The organism is Vibrio sp. B1ASS3 (genome assembly GCF_905175355.1).
Lineage (GTDB): Bacteria > Pseudomonadota > Gammaproteobacteria > Enterobacterales > Vibrionaceae > Vibrio > Vibrio owensii.
In genome coordinates this window covers 2,027,766-2,045,963 of sequence record NZ_HG992742.1, presented here as the reverse complement: position 1 = coordinate 2,045,963, position 18,198 = coordinate 2,027,766, and the positions used below count along the sequence as shown (strand labels likewise).

General features: G+C 44.0%; 13 protein-coding genes. 3 read left to right on the top strand and 10 right to left on the bottom strand.

All coding sequences use genetic code 11. The features are described 5' to 3' along the window. Positions 1 to 103: 103 nt before the first annotated feature. The 3 genes from KJB05_RS09445 (at position 104) to KJB05_RS09435 (ending at position 5,003) form a co-directional block, all read left to right on the top strand. On the top strand, positions 104 to 1,291 hold the full coding sequence (locus KJB05_RS09445) for an FIST N-terminal domain-containing protein (protein WP_208444061.1): 1,188 nt from the start codon (positions 104 to 106) through the stop codon (positions 1,289 to 1,291). After that, on the top strand, positions 1,281 to 3,011 hold the full coding sequence (locus tag KJB05_RS09440) for a response regulator (protein ID WP_208444060.1): 1,731 nt from the start codon (positions 1,281 to 1,283) through the stop codon (positions 3,009 to 3,011). The genes KJB05_RS09445 and KJB05_RS09440 overlap by 11 nt, the downstream gene beginning before the upstream one ends. A 457-nt stretch (positions 3,012 to 3,468) precedes the next feature. After that, positions 3,469 to 5,003 (top strand): IS3 family transposase gene (locus KJB05_RS09435; RefSeq protein ID WP_208446524.1). Its coding sequence is split into 2 segments (ribosomal slippage): positions 3,469 to 3,931 and positions 3,931 to 5,003, totalling 1,536 coding nucleotides; the frame shifts between segments, so codons are not numbered across the junction. Between the two features lie 468 nt (positions 5,004 to 5,471). On the opposite strand, the gene KJB05_RS09430 is transcribed toward KJB05_RS09435, so the two are convergent. Genes KJB05_RS09430 through KJB05_RS09385 form a run of 10 tightly spaced genes read right to left on the bottom strand, consistent with a single transcriptional unit; the run spans position 5,472 to position 18,026 of the window. Continuing rightward, positions 5,472 to 6,533, bottom strand: coding sequence for a hypothetical protein (locus KJB05_RS09430; RefSeq protein WP_208446261.1), 1,062 nt, complete (start codon positions 6,531 to 6,533; stop codon positions 5,472 to 5,474). A 59-nt stretch (positions 6,534 to 6,592) separates the two neighbouring features. Continuing rightward, on the bottom strand, positions 6,593 to 8,488 hold the full coding sequence (locus KJB05_RS09425) for a hypothetical protein (protein ID WP_208446262.1): 1,896 nt from the start codon (positions 8,486 to 8,488) through the stop codon (positions 6,593 to 6,595). A gap of 12 nt (positions 8,489 to 8,500) precedes the next feature. Then, complete coding sequence (locus tag KJB05_RS09420; RefSeq protein ID WP_208446263.1) at positions 8,501 to 9,802, bottom strand: hypothetical protein; 1,302 nt, start codon at positions 9,800 to 9,802, stop codon at positions 8,501 to 8,503. Position 9,803: 1 nt separating this feature from the next. Further along, positions 9,804 to 10,802 carry a hypothetical protein gene (locus tag KJB05_RS09415; RefSeq protein WP_208446264.1) on the bottom strand — a complete coding sequence of 333 codons (999 nt, stop codon included), beginning with the start codon at positions 10,800 to 10,802 and terminating at the stop codon, positions 9,804 to 9,806. 10 nt (positions 10,803 to 10,812) lie between these two features. Continuing rightward, the gene (locus KJB05_RS09410; protein WP_208446265.1) at positions 10,813 to 12,288 is read right to left on the bottom strand and encodes a nucleotide pyrophosphatase/phosphodiesterase family protein; all 1,476 of its coding nucleotides are present in this window, start codon (positions 12,286 to 12,288) and stop codon (positions 10,813 to 10,815) included. Continuing rightward, positions 12,285 to 13,514 carry a metabolite traffic protein EboE gene (eboE, locus tag KJB05_RS09405; RefSeq protein WP_208446266.1) on the bottom strand — a complete coding sequence of 410 codons (1,230 nt, stop codon included), beginning with the start codon at positions 13,512 to 13,514 and terminating at the stop codon, positions 12,285 to 12,287. Before eboE ends, KJB05_RS09410 begins: the two co-directional genes overlap by 4 nt. A gap of 1 nt (position 13,515) precedes the next feature. Then, positions 13,516 to 14,406, bottom strand: coding sequence for a TatD family hydrolase (locus tag KJB05_RS09400; protein ID WP_208446267.1), 891 nt, complete (start codon positions 14,404 to 14,406; stop codon positions 13,516 to 13,518). Positions 14,407 to 14,448: 42 nt separating this feature from the next. After that, positions 14,449 to 15,177, bottom strand: a complete 729-nt coding sequence (locus tag KJB05_RS09395) for an EboA domain-containing protein (RefSeq protein ID WP_208446268.1) — start codon at positions 15,175 to 15,177, stop codon at positions 14,449 to 14,451. A gap of 27 nt (positions 15,178 to 15,204) precedes the next feature. Beyond that, a complete protein-coding gene (locus tag KJB05_RS09390) occupies positions 15,205 to 16,113 on the bottom strand; it encodes a UbiA family prenyltransferase (RefSeq protein ID WP_208446269.1) in 909 nt (302 codons plus the stop codon). A gap of 8 nt (positions 16,114 to 16,121) precedes the next feature. Then, entirely contained in the window at positions 16,122 to 18,026 is a 1,905-nt protein-coding gene (locus KJB05_RS09385; protein ID WP_208446270.1) for a 3-dehydroquinate synthase, read from the bottom strand. Positions 18,027 to 18,198 lie beyond the last annotated feature (172 nt).

Genomic DNA, 18,198 nt, shown 5'->3' with positions numbered 1-18,198 from the left:
ACGCGAGATAATTGTATCTTCTTTGTGCAATTAATACTTTCTTGCCTAGCGCTTAATTTTCGCAATGGTATAACAGTAAAGTGATAAACAATAATAAAACCGTATGCAGTGCCAATCATTATTTACTCATATTACTGATGAATGTTTAGCAATAGAGAAATTTCGCTCTGAGTTGAGTCCGGACAACTTGTCCCATCTCATCTGTTATTACACAGAGGAGTATGATTTCAGAAAAATCCAAAACGCGTTCGTTGAACTCTTTCCTGAGGTAACCGTCCACGGAGCTAGCTCGTGTCAAGCTATCATGACCAATCATGGGTACCATCAAGGGCCTGTTATTGCAGTACTTGCGATTTATGATTCCGGTCAACACGCGTATGGGACGGGCATTGCAACCTATGGGGATAATATAGAAACAAGCGTTGATGACGCACTTAATATGGCGCTTCTTCATGCGAATCGAGTAGGTGAAGTACCGAATCTTATCCTTCTTCACGCAACCCCAGGAAATGAAGAATCAATTATTGAATGTATCGATGAACGCTTTGGCACTTTGGTTCCCATTATTGGCGGTTCGTCAGCCGACAATAATGTTAAAGGGAATTGGTCTGTAATCACTTCACAAGGATACGAGCAAAACGGCGTAAGTCTGACACTATTTTATTCATCCCAACCAGTTGATATCGCTTTTAGCGCAGGGCACTCACCAACAGGCATCACTGGCATCGCAACAAAAACGAAAGGGCGCTGCCTTTTAGAAATAGACAACCAACCCGCATTAGATGTCTACCGTAAGTGGACCAATCACCAAGAAACGCAATCCGATGAAGAAAGCTTCCTATTTACAAACTCTAGTGCTTACCCTCTGGGGCGCATTGCTGGGCATCTTTACGAACGGCCTTACTACAAGCTGTCTCACCCAATAAGAGAAACAGAGCAGGGTGGTATCGAGCTTTTCACAAATATTGAAGAAGGTGAAGTGTTAACCCTCATGCAAGGAAGTCGCCAGCACCTCGTGGCTAGAGCGGCGAGAGTAGTGAACGCGGCTTTTAATCAAAAGTTAGAAGAGTCTCGAAAAATAGGGGTGATCAATATCTTTTGTGCCGGTCCTATGCTGCACTTAAAGCAGGTTATTAATAGTGTTTGTGAACAAATTAACCAGGAATTAGAGAACCTACCTTTTATTTGCCCGTTTACTTTTGGTGAGCAAGGAAGATTTATAGGTGGCGAAAATGGACATGGAAACTTGATGATATCTTCAGCAATTTTCCATAAACCTTATGAAAGATAAATATTTAGAGATATACCAACAAGAAGCGTTACAAGAGGCACTTGTCGAGCTAAAAGAAGCGAGGCAAAGAGAGAAATTACTAGCAGACGAGAACAAAGCAATCTTATCTGCAATTTCCGCAATGAGTGAAGCCAGAAACCGGCATGAGATTTTTTCAGGGCTGAACAATGTTTTGAAAAAATATATTGATTTTGATGACTTTATCGTAATCACACGTGACAGCCATCGCCAAAGTTTCAAGACTCTTTTATCAACCAATAGTGTATTTGATAGAGTAAATTGGTTACAAGGTAACGCGACAGAGCGAGCGCTTAATGGCGAGTGTATTTTGTTGTTCGAACCTATGCGTTTAAAGGAGTTTGAGAGCCTAAACTCCTTTATAAAAAGTCAGGTAAGCTCCATGCTTTTAACTGGCATTAGGTCTGAAGTAACGCAAACAATCATCATACTTGTCGGCGCTCAAAAAGGGCATTTCAGTATTGAAAACAAAGAGACGCTCCGACGTTTCAGACCTTTGATTGAAAGGGCTGTTATCGATATTGAAACTAAAGAAAAGTTACAACGTATCGTAGAAGTCCGCACCTCGCAACTTGCAAAAGCAAGAGAAGAAGCGGAAAGAGCAAACCAATCTAAGTCCGAGTTCCTGGCCATGATGAGCCATGAGATTCGAACTCCATTAAACTCGGTTTTAGGCATGCTCGATATATTGAGACAATCGACTTTAACCGAAGACCAATCAGAAGTTCTTAATCAGATGGAGCGTTCAGCTGATCTGCTTCTCGCAATCATTAGCGATATTCTCGACTTGTCAAAAATAGAGTCGGGTAGCTTTCATTTGAATGAACAGTGGACCGATTTAAGTGACGCCGTAACCCTTATTATTTCTCAACAAAAACAAGTGGCTACAGCTAAGAATTTGAGTTTTGAGTTCGATTGTAACCTTGATAAAAACAAGCAATATTGGATTGATTCAACACGCTTGTCTCAAATTCTCTTTAACTTGATTGGCAACGCAAGCAAATTTACTGACTTTGGTGGCATCGATATCTCTGTGATTGAAAAAGATAGCGAGCTTGTCATTTCTGTTGCTGATACCGGCATCGGGATTCCAAAAGCTAAGGTTGGCCATCTTTTCACGGCTTTTCATCAAGGCGACAGTTCAATAACACGAAGGTTTGGTGGTACTGGTTTGGGGCTCGCTATAACCAAACATCTGGTTGAGATGATGCGCGGAACAATCAGCGTAAAAAGTGAAGAGAACGTTGGCTCACATTTCAACATCAAGATTCCCGTGTTAACCAGGAATAATCAAGAAAGGCCCGTAAAGATAGAGCAAAATCATCCTTCAAAAGCGATGAATCTTCTTGTCGTAGAAGACACTGAATCAAACCAACTAGTGATTAAACTTATCTTAAACAAGCTCGGGCATAACGTTTTTATCGCCAGTAATGGTGCAGAAGCTTTAACGTTCTTGGAAGAACAACGGCAAAGTATCGATATCATTTTAATGGACGTCTCAATGCCAGTAATGGATGGGATAACTGCAACAAGGTTGATCAGACAAAAAGGAATCAGCACACCAATTATTGCTTTGACCGCGCATGCGCTTGAGAGTGACAAAATCACATGTATGAAAGCTGGCATGGACGGTTTTGTTTCGAAGCCAGTACGAAGGCAAGATATCTACGAAGCAATCCAATCACTAGTAGAACTCGCGTAGCGCATTAATATAGATCTTAACAATCGTAAGATTATTAAGATCTATATTAAGTATTTTATGCACCCTAGATGTCTCGTTTTGAAATCCGTTTTAGAAAACTGACACAATCTTAAAATAAAAATAGTGAACGGAACCTCTCTAAGTACTGGTGTCGTTATACAGAACTTTCAATGGAGAGAAAATGCTAAGGCTAGTCAAAACTTCAACGACTCTTCCAATCTATAAAGACACGCAAGCATCAATTGACGAAAATGGCGTGTGGAATCAATCACTTTTAGAAAGCGCCACAGTTAGCAAGGCTCCACTTTAATCCTGCTTAGCCTTAGTCATAAATTCAGTTGTGGAAGCACTACAATAAAAGGGTATTGGGGAGTCTTTAAAATTTTTATCTATCCCCCTCTGGCAGGATAGTTGTCACTGTTAAAATTTAACCAGTTTGGGCGGTAAAGAATGAATTTTGTCTCGTATTCCAGCAGAAAGAAAAGAAGCTATATTGAAGAAACTACTGCCTCCATACTCCATGTCGGTAAGCCAGGTTTCAAAAGAAGAAGGTATTAGTACAGCAACCCTGTATCATTGGCGACAGCAACTCAGACGTTCAGGAGCCGCTGTGCCAAATAGCAATACTTCATCAGAGCAGTGGTCTGCTCAAACTAAACTTGCCATCGTCGCTGAAACTTACTCGATGACCGAGAATGAACTCAGCCAATATTGTCGTGAAAAAGGCCTGTTCCCCGAGCAAGTGGAAAACTGGCGAAGCGAATGTATGCAAGGCTTCATGTCGAGTAAAGAGCGTGAAGCCGAAGCTAAGAAACAAGCGAAAGCCGACAAGCTTGAAATTAAAGAGCTGAAAAAAGAACTACGACACAAAGAAAAGGCGCTCGCTGAAACCGCAGCTCTGTTAGTCCTGCGAAAAAAGCTGAGAGCCTTTTACGGGGAAGAGCCAGAGGACGACTAACCTCAACCGATGAAAGGCAGTGCTTGGTTGGTCTTATACACGAGGCTAGACAAAGTGGTTGCCGTTTAGAGCCAGCTTGCCATGAAGCCCAAATCGACCTGAGAACTTATCGGCGTTGGTATCAGCAAGGTGAAGTTCAAGCTGACAAAAGGCCAATATGTACTAGGCCAGAGCCAGCGAATAAGCTATCACAACAAGAGCGGGATGCGATTATAGAGGTCTGTAATCGCTCGGAATACGCTAGTCTACCACCGACTCAAATCGTTCCGACGCTTCTTGATAAAGGCGAGTATATCGCCTCTGAAGCGAGCTACTATCGGGTTCTGAGAGCGCAAGGTCAACTTCATAATCGAGGGCGTCAGAGAAGTCGGCAAAAACCACCTAAGCCAACAAGTTATACAGCAACAGGACCGAACCAAGTCTATACATGGGATATTACTTACTTGCCTTCAAGAGTTCGTGGACAGCACTACTATCTGTACGTAATAGAAGATATCTACAGCCGCAAAATCGTTGGTTATGATGTCTATGAATGTGAGTGTGGTGAGCTAGCGTCACAGTTATTGCAACGAACGTTGATGCGTGAACAATGCTTTAATCAACCGCTGGTGCTGCACTCGGATAATGGAGCACCAATGAAATCACTGACGTTCAAAGCAAAAATGGATGAGCTAGGCATTACCTCATCTTATAGTCGCCCAAGAGTAAGCGATGATAACCCGTATGTGGAGTCACTGTTCCGAACGGTAAAGTATATGCCGAGTTGGCCAACAAAAGGCTTTGAACAGTTGGATGCGAGTCGCTGTTGGGTTGAGGCTTTTGTACGTTGGTACAATACGGAACACAAGCATAGCAAGATAAATTATGTGACACCTTCACAGCGACACAATGGTAAAGACCGAGAGATTTTAGAGCGTCGCGCAAAGGTGTTACTTGCAGCAAAGCGCAAGAATCCAGAGCGATGGTCAGATGATATTAGGAACTGTGAGCCAGCTGGAGTGGTTCACTTAAATCCAGATAAAGAAGCCGCTTAATAAGTAAGCGAATGATGACAACTACCTTGAAAAACGCCGCTATGCTCTCGTTGCGGCCTGATAAAGAGTCAGTGTCGTTCTTTCTTACAGGCCTCGGAGTTGCGTATGAAAAACAGAGAAGTGTTTAGATAGAAGAAGCTCTGAAATTAATGGACGTTGGCTATCTCCCGGTCATTAGCAATTGAACTACATCATTTTCTGAAACTAAACCTACACATTTACAAGCAAAGCATTGCTTGGCGATAGCCAAAATCAGCAGTCAAGAAAAGGACTCAATGTGCGTCCTTACACGTTTGGTTTTATGGGGGCACAAGGGGCGTTTCATGATGAGTTGCCGCTGATACCTAACTTTGAGCCAGCGTAATCGCATACAGCAGACCGTGGTTTGACAAAGTCCATCTATATTGATGCTTACTTGCTGATATTTAGCTAACTGCACAAACTATACTAATTTCATGAGTTTTAAGGTCAGAAATTTCCTTGGAAGATTTGAATAAATCCGTCGAGAGCTCTCTCTCCGTCAGGGTGAGGAATTCTTCTACCATGTGCTCCCATTCCTTGCGACACATAAATGTTTGACCCTAGAATAGCGATGTTAGATGGGGTGTCTAACTGCGATGCCAGTTCTTTGACTTTCTTATTAGCAAAATCAACACTTAAAAGCCTTCCACTGAATCTTTGATACCCTCCGTGTATTGCCCTATCAGGGATATGATCTCTGGGTAGTGGTTCCAGAGTCGTTTTACATAGCTCTGTAATGAGCAAGTTCCCGGTTTGGTCGATGGCAATGCCAGTAGGAAGCGTTAGCCCCTCTACTACGGTAGTAAGTGCACCGCTCCCCACGTCTAGGGCGACGATTTTCCCCTGCTGTTTCAGAAAGTTGACGCCCTGCTTGTTACTGTCCGTTTGGAATTCACCTGAAAACAGGCTAATCAATAAGCGATCATTGTCATGGCAGTAAATGACGTTGACGGGTACAGCTTCTTGGCCTTGATCAAGGGTTGGCAGAGCGCAAACGACTTTTTCTTTTTGGTTTAGTCGAAACTCAATCACTTGGTTCGTGTCGGGCTTTATGCCATACCAAGCTTCTTGCTGAGGGTGAAAGCATAAGCTGTTGATATTGCCCTGTGTTTCAAACAAGGGTTCTGTGCCTGCCTCGGTTAAATGAAACACTTTCGAGCCGTGAATATAGTCTGTGAAACTGACAAGCCACTGCTCCTGTTCGGTATTGGTAACATTAATGATGTCTGAAAGTCCCATAATCTCATCACGACACATTTTGGGCTGCATATTCATCGCAGTTAAACCGCTGAGCAGATTATGTTTAAGCTCGCCTGTGTCTTTGTCGCGCACGGTAACTTTGCCATTATGGGATATCGTTTCTTGGCCGCTGCCTGCTTCTACGACAATTAGGTCTCCATTTTCGTTAAATGTCATCCCTCTCGGGTTAAGTAGGTTTCGGCAAAGGATTTGCGATGCCAAAGGCTGTTGAGTGATTTCAGTCTTATCTATATGAATAACGGTCTTCATTTTAGTTCCTGTCTGATGCGGGCACTCACTGTTGTGCAGAGAGTGCCGATTTTGGGGAGTTAGATAGCTTTATTGGGATCCCAAGGTTCACTAAAAGCAAAGGCGTTAATGAGTCGAACTTGACTTGGTGACATGGAGCGTACGATTGGCATATACAAGGTAGTTGGCCAGTATCGGCTAGACATCCGTGTTTTGATGCCTTCACGATGCTTAAGGATGGTTTCGGCGTCATTCAGCGGAAACACCGTCGACATGCCTAAGAAGTTTAAGTAGTGATACCGTAAGGCATGTTGATACACGAGTTCCCATGTAACGGGGTCTCCCTCAACGAGGTCAAAATTGGTGTATTGGAATTTTCGGGTGTTGATGGTTTGTTGCGCTTCGCCAAGATTAAAGTTGATGTCATAGAAGCCTGCCATCTCATCGAGGTCGTTTTTGCCTGGCGAGTTATCAGCAACTTGTATGGTGTATTTGAACGATGTTGCCCCGGCTTTAACGGGTATCGCCCTAGTTGGTTTCCCTTCGTCTAAGTCGAGGTCGAGATAGTCGGCAAAGCCAGGAGTATTTTCATTTGTTGACAATAAGATGGTTTGGTCGGTATCTAGCGCTCCTCCTAAATAGCGAACTTGTATGGTGATCTCTTTGCTATCACCTGCTTTATCGCCCACGTATACGTCGATATCACTTGAGTAAAGCCGGTAACTGGTTTCTTTTAGGAGTAGGTGGTTGTTGTGAACCACCTTTTCACCATTGATTACCAGTGGGTTAGAAGCGAATGATTGAGAAGTTTGTTTATCGAGGGGGATATCAATGATGCCGCCATATTGATAGTAGTTAATGTAATCGGGACCATAAGTGGTGCTCTCTTTCCCGCCTACAATCGTTAACTTACCAAAATCAATGGCGGGTTTTGGCGGAACTGTTTTAAAGCCCGCTCGGTCTTCTCTGAACGTACTTTGAAGGAACGCAAGGGACATATTGACGGAAAGGAACTCCTGTTCTTGCACTTTGCTGATACATGCAAAAGCTGGTGCGGTTTGATTCTCGCGTTCGGTATTGTCGATATGACTAATGAGTAGCCTTCCATCTGGGTTGTTCGCTGTCTCACCTTCGCATGCGACAGAGAGTGTGCCTATTATACGGCCGACGCTTGGATTGCGAGGTGTTTGACGCTGGGCAAGTTTTGTATTGTATTCTTCAGTTGTCATTTGCGGGCACATTTCAAAGAAACTGAAATTGACAACAATCCCAGTCGCGCCTTTGGTATTGAGAAGACCTCGAATGATCTGGTCTGCTTCATCATTTCCACTCAGCGCGGATGCTTTTTTTACATCTTCCGTTATTGGAAAAGTCACTTGCCAAGTGCCGGCAAAATTACTTGAACCTGGGGCATCATTTGCGCCAATCAGAGTCTTAAATGACAAGCCACCCGATGAATTGCCAATGTTTCCGCAGATTTGATCACTTTGGATATAAAGCAAAGGTTTGTCGGGGTCACCAAGGAGCAGGCCGCCTACAGCGATTTGTGAGTAGGTTTGCCCTAAAGGATTCAAGTCAACCATTACAGGGCTTGAGGTATACGCTTGATTTGTGTCTGGGTTGACAGACCCCAGTAAAGAGAAGTCAAAGTTTGCTAAAGGGGTGTCGGTTGTAACCGCGCCAGGGTGGCCTGATGTATAAACCTTAACTTTTTGAGTGGTGACACTATGTTGCCCATATACATTCCATCCTCCATTGGTGAAATAACCTTCTTCTGTCGGCGTCTGGAACATATCGATGATTTCTTCATCTGAGATGCCATGTTTATAGATAAAATCTGTCAGTGTAGATGTCGCTGGATTGAAAATGTCATGCTTTTGACCATCAACAGGGTAGGTTGCCTTGTTATTGGGCACACTCACATCGACCTCGATGCCCCCAAAAAAGTTGATTCGATAGTTATTTAGAATACTCATTGCAATAGTCCTTTATTTGTCAGAGCTGTGTGCTTCAAAAAACAGGAATGAATAATCAGCCTTAATGCCGTTATCAGGCAAGGTGGCTGTGCTGTGGCAGTTGATACAGTTACTGCTGCTCTGGATGTAACTTTCCATTGTGGTGTTGGCGAGTGGTGTGGGTGTGGGGGTGCCTAATGGGTTACTTGGGTTATTGGGGTCGGTTGGCCACTGTGTGGAGATCAGTTGATAGTTTTCTAACACAGTGCCTTTAAGTTTGAGTTCGAACTCAGAGTTTAATTTGGCTGCACTGGCGTATATCGGCGTGTAACGCGCGAGTGGATTAGGGGTGGTAAATGGTAGACAATTTGTGGTGTTGCTCAATCCACAAGGTGGTTGGTTGGTCTCCTTGGCGCTGGCTTCTGCATTAAAATAGGTGTACTTCATCCCTTCCTCTGGCTGGCTTACTACCTTTTTTGCATCCTTGTCGTACAGAGCGGGAGGAACATTGTCGATATGTTCAAATGTACCCCATATCCACTGTTTGAAGCCTGGCACTTTGACTATTTGATGAAAACCCACTAGGCCAAGCAGAGCCGGTTTGGTTTTGTACTGACCAGTGTCGCCGTCCGGTATTGGATTCCCCTCTTTGTCAAAGACCACCACTTGAGCCCGCTGGGTAATATAGCGTTTTGCTAGATCTGCATTGTCTTCTGGCAATTTTCGCCATGCAGACTTTATTTCCATGGACCAGTTTGGAAATGAAATGCTGCTTACATCGTCAAAGTTCGCTTTATCGTAGAGCTTGTTGCCGTGGACGTAGTCGTACCATGTTTCGTTGACCCACATTTGAAAATAAGTTGGTTCATCCATTTGGTCGATGAGCCAGCCACCTACTGCTTCTTCATGTGCTTTTATCGCAGCGTTAGCGCTTGCTTTCGCGATTTGAGAGGTGGCAAATGGGGATTTTCCTTTTTGGTCGCCGTAACCGCTGTAGCCATCGTTCCACGAACCGGGATCTTGCCCATCGGCTAGAAAGACTTGTTGTGAATCTTTATATGTAAGCCAAACAGGTCGCTCACTTACACTCGGCAACTTACAAGGCTTAGCTGGTTCACCGCGCGTTGAAGTACTTGCACTTTGGTTAAGGGCGATAAAGGTTTTCCAACTGAAAACATCGAATTCTGCCTGTGTGGGGGAGCCAGAAAATGAATGCTTTGGAACCTCACAAGGTAGCGCTTCATGATGTTTTACTTCTTTGGCCAATGTATCCACAGAAACAATCAAAAGCAGTGTAGCAATTGCGCCCAATGCGGTTTTTTTATCAATGTTCATGCTATTCACTCCTTTGGTCCGAGAACAGGCGGCACTTTTCAGTAGTATCGATTGGGCACCATTTTTTGACACTGTCCCAAAGTTCAGTATTTGGCTTTCTTCTTTGAAAATTTACGTAGTTTTGGCTGACCATTGGGTCTAAGGGTTCACCTTCGATCTCCAAGCTTCCAGTGAAGAAAAACGATTGTGGATTTTGCTCTAGTTTGCTAAAGGTCGAGGCGAGTTGAGCCGGTACTGGTTTATAAAAGGCGTAAGCGAACAAAATAGGAGGCTTTACTTCTTCCCACATTTGCTTCCAGTAATAGGCTTGCACGCTACTGTTGAGGTTTTGGCTAGCCTGTGGCCAGTAATCTAGATGTTTAATAAAGTCTGTTCGAGGGGGATGGTTGCTCGGTGAGAACATACAGCAATCCGGTTTGAGTTGGTTTAGCATCTGCTTGCTTGAGTTTGTCTGCATGTTGTCGCCATCTGGAAAGGTCAAGTAGTAGGCTTGTTTACCCAGAGAGACGAAGGCGCAGCTGTGCTGATTGTCTTCAATCGTTCGGCCAAAAATAGGTAGGCAGAACTTATCGTAATATTCCAGCATTGCGCCCACATCTTCTTTGTCTGTCGGCTTTTCTGGCCGCCACTTGCTGTCGTAATAGCTCGCACCATATGAGACGATGTAGTCGGAAGGTGTTAGTGTCGATGGTGGGCTTGAGTAGGGTGGTGGGTTCGCCTTGGATGCTGCTTCGTTGGTGATGGTGTACATAGTCCATTCACTCATCCAGTAATCTGGGAAGCTGGGGTCAATGGGGTCATTGTCATTTCGTTCGGCAACACAGTAGTTGTTCTGTTCCGTGCAGAGACAGTCACTGTGAACGCCGTTGGTCGGATAAATCCAGTCGTCTCCACAAGGGGGAGTGTTTTCTTGGTCATTGGTATTGAGTCCGGCCGCATACAGCGAACTTGCGCCAGTCAATAACGCAATGCTGCTGACCATTGCTGTTATTAGTTTCATTGCTTGATTCCTAGCCGTTATAGTGATGGTTGAGTTGGGTGCGCTCCTCCCTAGCGCAGATGTTATTGGGTGATAGACTCTCGCTTGATGGGTTAACACCAAAATGAGACAAGATAAGTTGAAAAATGCATTCCATCGGCAGGCCCGCCTGAGTGGTATTGCGAGCGATGTCGTCGGGTATTGGGTAAGAACTGATCATGAGTGGCCCACTCTCGGGAGTACTTGCGAGTCTGCCATGACTGCCTTTTACCATGTCAGCGTGATCGGGAACGACGTCCATTAACATTCGGAACCCGAGCTTTTTTTGGAGTAAGCGGCTTAGGATTCTCAGTTTGGGAAAGCGCAGCTTAGGATTAATAAAAAGTTCGGCAGGGTCATAGCCTGGCTTGCGATGAATATCGACACTGTTTGCGAAATCTGGACGCTTGGTATCTTCTAGCCAATAGTAATAGCTAAACCATGCATTTGGCTTTGCTATTGCGATCAAATCACCACTGCGAGAATGATCAATCCCCCAACGAGGCTTTGATTGACTATCGAGAACCTGCTCAACCCCACTGATCTGTTCTACAAAAGCTTTTATCTCCTCTACCTTAGAGCGATCGTTCACATAGATGTGTGCAATTTGATGATCTGCTACAGCAAAGGCATCGCTAGCACCGGCATCCAGAAGCTCATAGCCCAATGACTCTCGCACCGATAACCAGTTCTTTTTACGTAACTCACGGTTGAGCGCGATAGGGGTGTCGACATCATGGATCCCATACTCGGAGACTATAAGTATTTCAGCGCCTTCGGCATTACAAAACTCAATCAGTCGGCCTATCTCATGATCAAGTTGAATGACATCCTCGGAAATTGCGGGATCGCTCGGTCCAAGTCTTTGTAAGTTGTAATCAAGGTGAGGCAGGTAAACGAACTGCAAGTCAGTGGGGTTATGGGTAAAGTGCTCGATAGCACAGTCGACAATCCATCGAGAGGAACGGATATCTGAATTTGGCCCCCAAAAGTTAAAGAACGGAAAGCATCCAATCTTGCTCTCAATACTTTTGTGATACTCGCTTGGGTGAGAATAAAGATCGGGAATCTTACGCCCGTCGGCCGGATAATGCGGGCGAGGTGTAATAGAAAAATCGACGTCAGCGTACATGTTGTACCACCAAAATAACTGCGAAACCGTGATTTCTGGGTGATTTTGTTTGAGTAACTGCCAAACTTTTGAGCCTTGAATCAACTGATTGGGTTGCAACCAAAACTTGATTTCGCTCAGATCTTTGAAGTACCAGCCATTCCCTACAATGCCATGTTCGCTAGGGGCTTTTCCTGTCAACATTGTTGCTTGAGCACTGGTGGTTAATGCTGGAAACACGCCTTTGAGTGGGTACATGGCCCCGCGTTGGATCAGTAGATTGAGGTTGGGTGTGTTTTCGCCTAGCAGACTAGGGGTAAGGCCAACGGCGTTGATGACAAAAAGCGGTTTCATCATGCGAACTCCGCGTTCGGTGTAAGTTGTGACTCAAGCCATACCAGTTCTTCAGCAATGGCTTGGCACAGTTCATCTGTTGTTAAGTTATAGAGGAGTGTCCAAGTATAGGTTTCCACTTCCACAACCGGATCGACGTTCTCTGATTGCCACATCGTTTTAAGTTTCTCTATGGCGCACAATAACTGCGGCTGTGTTGTTTCTAGGTTAAGGTCGTTCGCAAGTGGAATTTGTGCATAGTTTATTGGAATGTGACAGTGCACCAGTGCCTCGGCGCTTTGAGCTTGGTTTAGTTTGGACTGAAGACTAGTGGAATGATGATCAAATAAGGTTTTGAAGTCGTCAAAGCGCAGTCGCTCCTGACTATTTATAAGAAGTCGAGTTTGATGCAACCAAGGTGAGTGAATGAGTTTCTTTAAGAAAGGGACTTGTGCCAACTGAGCGAGTGGCATTTGCTTTAGGTCTATTTTTAATGCGTTTGATAGTTGGAATTTGCTGATAGTAATGTTGGCTTGTTGTAACTTCTCTATTGTCTTCGATATGGATTCTAAATTGACAGCCTGATGACAGATATCTAAACACGCGGTTAAGTAATGATTAGAGGCGAGCATGGGCTGTATGTTGTCAAAGAAAGCGATCAGTTGATCGACCGACTCCAATGAACAGTCTGGTTCCATCTCAATAGCGATCAATACTCGCTTTCCCGTTTGCTGCTCAATCAAGGCACAGTGATTCAGTGTTTTCTGTAGCTGGTTCAATAGTTTGGGGTTGAGGTACTGTTCACTAGAGTCGGATTTGTAGCTTAGTGGTAATGTGGATATGACGCCTGTCGTCACCTCGTTAGGGAGCAGAGCTGCCAATATATCAATGAGGTCTATCGTGTATTCAAGTCGTTCTTGTGTATACCAGTTTGGGTGGTAAACGGCAGTTTTAACCAGCGATTGATTAGATTGATTGAAGCTACCGTAAGGAAAGCCATTGAGCGAGCGAACGTTTAATCCTAATTCTTTGAGCAATTGTTGCAGCTGCTTCAGATTTCGATTTCGTTTTAGCTCCACAACGGCTTGGTGACTAAGCCAAAGCCCAATATCCATCTCGTTGAGTCCTCGCATCTCTTTTACTTTTGCACTAAACCGTATTAGGTTGGTTTTGATCTCTTCAAGCGATTCACCTGGGTGCACGTTAGTGCAATAGCCAATGTGACTTTGATTGAAATGCTCATTTAACATGCTATTTCCCTGCTGTCACAATAGGTTGTTGGCCGCGCAGTGTGGAACTTTCCTGATAGAGTTGAGTTTGGTCAATATCGATAGGTGTGAGTACCTGTTGGCGGCTAATCCGACCGCTTTGTGCAAAGAAATCAATCGGGTTATTAAACAAAACCGTCTCTATTTGCTCTTTGTTGAAGCCTGCTTGCTCCATCGCCAATCCGGTTTTAGGTACTTTTAGAGGGTCACTTTTTCCCCAATCAGCAGCGCTGTTGACGATCATCTTTTCGGTACCGTATTGTTTTAACAATGCCACCATTCTTTGTTCGGACATTTTGGTGTCTGGATAAATAGAATGCCCACGCCAGCAGTCCGTCTCTAAGACGACTGGAAGAGTAAGTTCGTTGAGATGATCGATGACCACCATAGACTCATCCAGACCAACTTCGCGAATCGCTTCTATCGTTCTTATGGTGCCACCTATTTTGTCTCGGTGCGGGGTATGGATGAGCACGGGCAGTTTGAATTCTTTGGCCATTTCGAGCTGACGACATAGGACATAGTGCTCTTGCTCTGTAATGTCGTCATAACCAATCTCACCGACGGCAACAACACCAGGCTTGAGTAAATATCGTGGCAGCAAGTTCAGAACCTCTTCTGCTAGGGGCTTGTTGTTGCCTTCTTTTGGGTTGAGACCTATGGTCGCGAAATGATGGATACCGAACTGACTGGCTCGAAAACGCTCCCAACCAAGCAGAGTATCGAAGTAGTCTATAAAGCTGCCTATATGCTTACGAGGCTCACCCTGCCAAAAAGCGGGCTCTATGACACCGGCAATGCCAGCATGGTTCATGTTTTCGTAGTCGTCGGTGGTTCTTGATACCATATGGATATGAGGATCAAAATAATTCATCTTTTATGCACTCCTTGCTTGGTGAATCATATTTGTTTTTGTCTAATCGGTTTGAAACGACTGATACTGTGTTAAAGAAATTCGTTGTTGCTCAGTAAGGTGATCGGGCTCGATCAAATGAAACAGATAATTTGGGAAAGGTCTTTGAGCTGCGAGGCGCTCAAGAATAAAGTCGCAGATAAGTCGATTGAGTGTCGCGTTGTGGTGGCGATCGAAGTCTGCGATGAGTCTGATATCGAGTTGATAGAAAAGCGACTTTAGAACCATGCGATGAAACGATTCTGTGGGTAAATGCTGCGCTGGCCAAGGGTTATTTAGCGCTATGGAGGCAAGCAATTGGGTGTTGTTGGTTCGGCATTGTTCTAACACAAGCTCCACGCAATCTCCCTGTTCATCAAAAAGACACATTCCTTCCATTAGTATCTGTTTTTCGGCATCAGAGCCGAAACTTAAACAGAGTCTAAGTAGCTCAAAGCGCACGTCTTCTTCTAAAAGGAGTAAAGCATAGCAGAGGGCCGACTGAAGAAAATGCTTGTACCAATAAGCCTCAAAGGGTGTGCTGCTGTTTTGTTGGTGATAGTTATGTTGCATTGAGTCCGCACTTAGTCGCACCCATGCAAGCGCCATATGTTCAAGGTGCGAGTCTTTACTTTGTGCATTGAGCGTACGGCTACAAAATCGACCTAAATCTTCGTGTAGCATCAAGTTTTTATCAGTTGCCTTGTCTACTTCCGATTGTATTTTTTTAAGTAAAATCTCATTGAGTTTCATATGTGACACTCCCTTTTAGCCTGACAATTAGCTCGGCGCTATCCAGCGATGAAGTTTGGGGGCAATTGAGAAATAACCAATGCAAAACAACACCCCCCACCACTGGGAGCAGGCAAGGAGTATGGCGGCGTCATAGAGTGGTATTCTGCTAAGTAATGCACCAATTGACGGAGTCGAGGGCTGTTGATTTGTTTTGATGAAGCGCAGAATTAAGTGCTTCAGAGTTGGATAGGTACACATTGCCAACATTATTATTAGAGGCAGTGAAACTGGAAGTGCAAGCGTAAGCAGCCAAGGCGACAATAGAAGCGTTAAACTATACCAGTGACTTTTTTGGGTAGTATGCTCATACTGAGCGAGCAACGTAACGCCAGAAATATAGCCAGCTAAAGGTAGAGTAATAGCTAATGCATCGCTAAAAGAGTCGGCCATCATCTGTGCGCAAATAAGGTAAATCAAGGCACGACATGCGCCCATGAGGAATCGAGACAAAGAATAGCGTTTGTGAAGACAGTTGTAGCTGACGATGCAAAACAGCAGCAGTAGAGCCAAGCTAGTTAATAGGCCAACGTACTGAACGCTTGTTTGAAAAGCGAGCGCTAACAATAGAATGAATCCTGAAGTTAGCAGGACCAATGAGTAACAAAGAACGAGTCTTTGCGATATTTGTCCTTGTATGATGGGGCGCTCAGGGTTGTGAATGCGGTCCCAATCGACGTCAGAGGCATCATTGAGGTACATACCACCTAAATAGAGTAAAGAGAAAGCAACACATAGCCAAAGCAGCACCAATCCTTCTATAGGTTTTTGCGTGACCCACGCAGTCCAAAAACATGCTGCAAGGACATTGCTCCAGACGGTAGGCAGGTTGGATATTCTACCTAAGCACAATAAGGTATGAAGTGATGGTGACTTTTTGTCGATAAGACTGATCATAGCTTCACTTATGTCGCCAAGTTTTGATGTTTTTTCTTCAACAATACGATCGCCTGTTCAAAGCGCTGAAAATCGACCGAATTGTGGCTTTGATGGCTGCCAATCTCATGAACAATAGGAATGGACAGCTCCCCACCAAGATGTTGACGAAACTCTTCTATGCCATTCAAAACGGCGAGATTGCCTTTTTCGTCCAATAAGCTTAGACATGGATGCCATAACTTGAAGCCTACATCGCAAAGCACGTTGATACAGCGTTGATAGACTGTGTTGTCAATAAGATTGTTTAACAAGGCGTAAGTAAGATCTATCGCAATGCCAATAGCAACCGCCTCACCATGCTTGAGCTGATGATTTGATAGCTTTTCCAGTTTATGGGCGCTCCAATGACCAAAGTCGAGTGGGCGAGTATTGCCCCTTTCAAAAGGGTCATCAGACTTCACGATGTGATCGAGATGACAATCTGCGCAAGTTTTTATCATTTTCGACATAGCGTTGGTTTCGAAGCGAGCTAAAGCCATTCGGTTATCTTCTAGCCAAAGAAAGAACTCTTTGTCTTTTATCAGTGAGACTTTTATTGCCTCTGCCATGCCTGCGCGTTTGTCCCTTTCACTTAGTGTTTTTAACCACTCAATATCATTGATAACAGCGGCAGGAGGAGCAAAGCAGCCAAGTAGGTTTTTATGTTCAAACCCATTGATACCATTCTTTACACCTATGCCAGCATCGTTTTGTGCCAACGTGGTTGTCGGAACGCGAATATAACGAACTCCCCGATGGAAAATAGAGCAGGCGAAACCAACAGTATCGAGTAGAGCGCCTCCTCCAACAGCAATAACGCAGCTTTGGCGGTCTAGGTCATTTTGCAGCATTGCATTGATGCATTTGTCAATGTTAGTTTGAGTTTTATTAAGCTCGCCATTGCTCAAAATAAAAGGGACGGCAGCTTTTTGGTAGGAAGCGAAGTATGTGACAATACCGTCTTTAAGCTGAGGTATGGCATCGATAACCCCTGAATCAATAATAACTAGAGCAGGGCTTTGGGTATTACACTTAAAAAGTCCATCTATAGTGTCGCTTAAACAAGAGTTTATAGGTGAAAATATATGGTCGTTATAAATTACGTCATAAGAATAGTTAATCGCAAAACTAGCATGATAAGTTTTATGATTATTTGAATTTGGTTTAGTATCGGATTCCTCTATTAAGTTTTCGCAAAGTGTGTGTGGGGACTCATATTGACCTTCGCTTATAGCTGTCGGGCTCGAACGGAAGTATTCGATTAAAATGCGAAATGAACAAGCCAAAATAGGAACTAAAATAGACGCTAAAATAATATATCCAATAGAGTCTAGATACTGGATACTACTACCGGCAGATGCATAAATTAACGCGATCCCAAGGTTGGCAGCTCCTGTAATAAATAGAAATCGCCAGAATGGATATCGTCTCATGCCTGAGGCGACGACAGAGGTTTCAGCCAAGATAGGTACGCCACGCATTGTAACTAGTGCCAGGTCGTTAATACACAGCGATAGTTTCGAAGCGCTTGCAATATCTTTTTCCTTTAACCATCGACTTGGTGCAATTGACAGTAAGCCACTTCCTAAGAAGTAACCTATGATGGCGCCCAAACACATGCCGGAGAATACTATCAGGGTAGCGTAAGCAAAGCCATAATATGTGGCAGCGAAAATTGAAATTAAGCTAGATGGCACAGGGAGGAATATATCTAAGGCTAAAAGTAGTACCAATAATAGAGCGATGGCAACAAGTTGGTTTTGGTTGTTTGAAGCGGTGCGAGTAAAGTCAGTGTATACCTGAGTTATCGTGTTATCCAGCATCAAAAAACTGATCAGTATCGTTGTAGATATAAAAACACACGATAGAACTAAATAGTGATTTCTCAACATGCTCTAATCCAATGAATAATAATGTTTAGGTACAAAGTTATTACGGCTGATTAAATGCAATCAAAATCAGACTTATTCATCAGTGAAAAGCATAATTGCAATACAAAACCAAGCTTAGCTTACGCTTGTTGCATTTCAATCTGATGCATATCAATTTGGTGGTGCATTGGTG

What these genes read in the sequence shown, in the direction of transcription:
- KJB05_RS09390 (WP_208446269.1), bottom strand. Translation starts at nt 16,113, where the DNA reads ATGATCAGTCTTATCGACAAAAAGTCACCATCACTTCATACCTTATTG.
- KJB05_RS09415 (WP_208446264.1), bottom strand. Translation starts at nt 10,802, where the DNA reads ATGAAACTAATAACAGCAATGGTCAGCAGCATTGCGTTATTGACTGGC.
- KJB05_RS09400 (WP_208446267.1), bottom strand. Translation starts at nt 14,406, where the DNA reads ATGAATTATTTTGATCCTCATATCCATATGGTATCAAGAACCACCGAC.
- eboE (WP_208446266.1), bottom strand. Translation starts at nt 13,514, where the DNA reads ATGTTAAATGAGCATTTCAATCAAAGTCACATTGGCTATTGCACTAAC.
- KJB05_RS09445 (WP_208444061.1), top strand. Translation starts at nt 104, where the DNA reads ATGCAGTGCCAATCATTATTTACTCATATTACTGATGAATGTTTAGCA.
- KJB05_RS09420 (WP_208446263.1), bottom strand. Translation starts at nt 9,802, where the DNA reads ATGAACATTGATAAAAAAACCGCATTGGGCGCAATTGCTACACTGCTT.
- KJB05_RS09410 (WP_208446265.1), bottom strand. Translation starts at nt 12,288, where the DNA reads ATGATGAAACCGCTTTTTGTCATCAACGCCGTTGGCCTTACCCCTAGT.
- KJB05_RS09385 (WP_208446270.1), bottom strand. Translation starts at nt 18,026, where the DNA reads ATGTTGAGAAATCACTATTTAGTTCTATCGTGTGTTTTTATATCTACA.
- KJB05_RS09440 (WP_208444060.1), top strand. Translation starts at nt 1,281, where the DNA reads ATGAAAGATAAATATTTAGAGATATACCAACAAGAAGCGTTACAAGAG.
- KJB05_RS09425 (WP_208446262.1), bottom strand. Translation starts at nt 8,488, where the DNA reads ATGAGTATTCTAAATAACTATCGAATCAACTTTTTTGGGGGCATCGAG.
- KJB05_RS09395 (WP_208446268.1), bottom strand. Translation starts at nt 15,177, where the DNA reads ATGAAACTCAATGAGATTTTACTTAAAAAAATACAATCGGAAGTAGAC.
- KJB05_RS09430 (WP_208446261.1), bottom strand. Translation starts at nt 6,533, where the DNA reads ATGAAGACCGTTATTCATATAGATAAGACTGAAATCACTCAACAGCCT.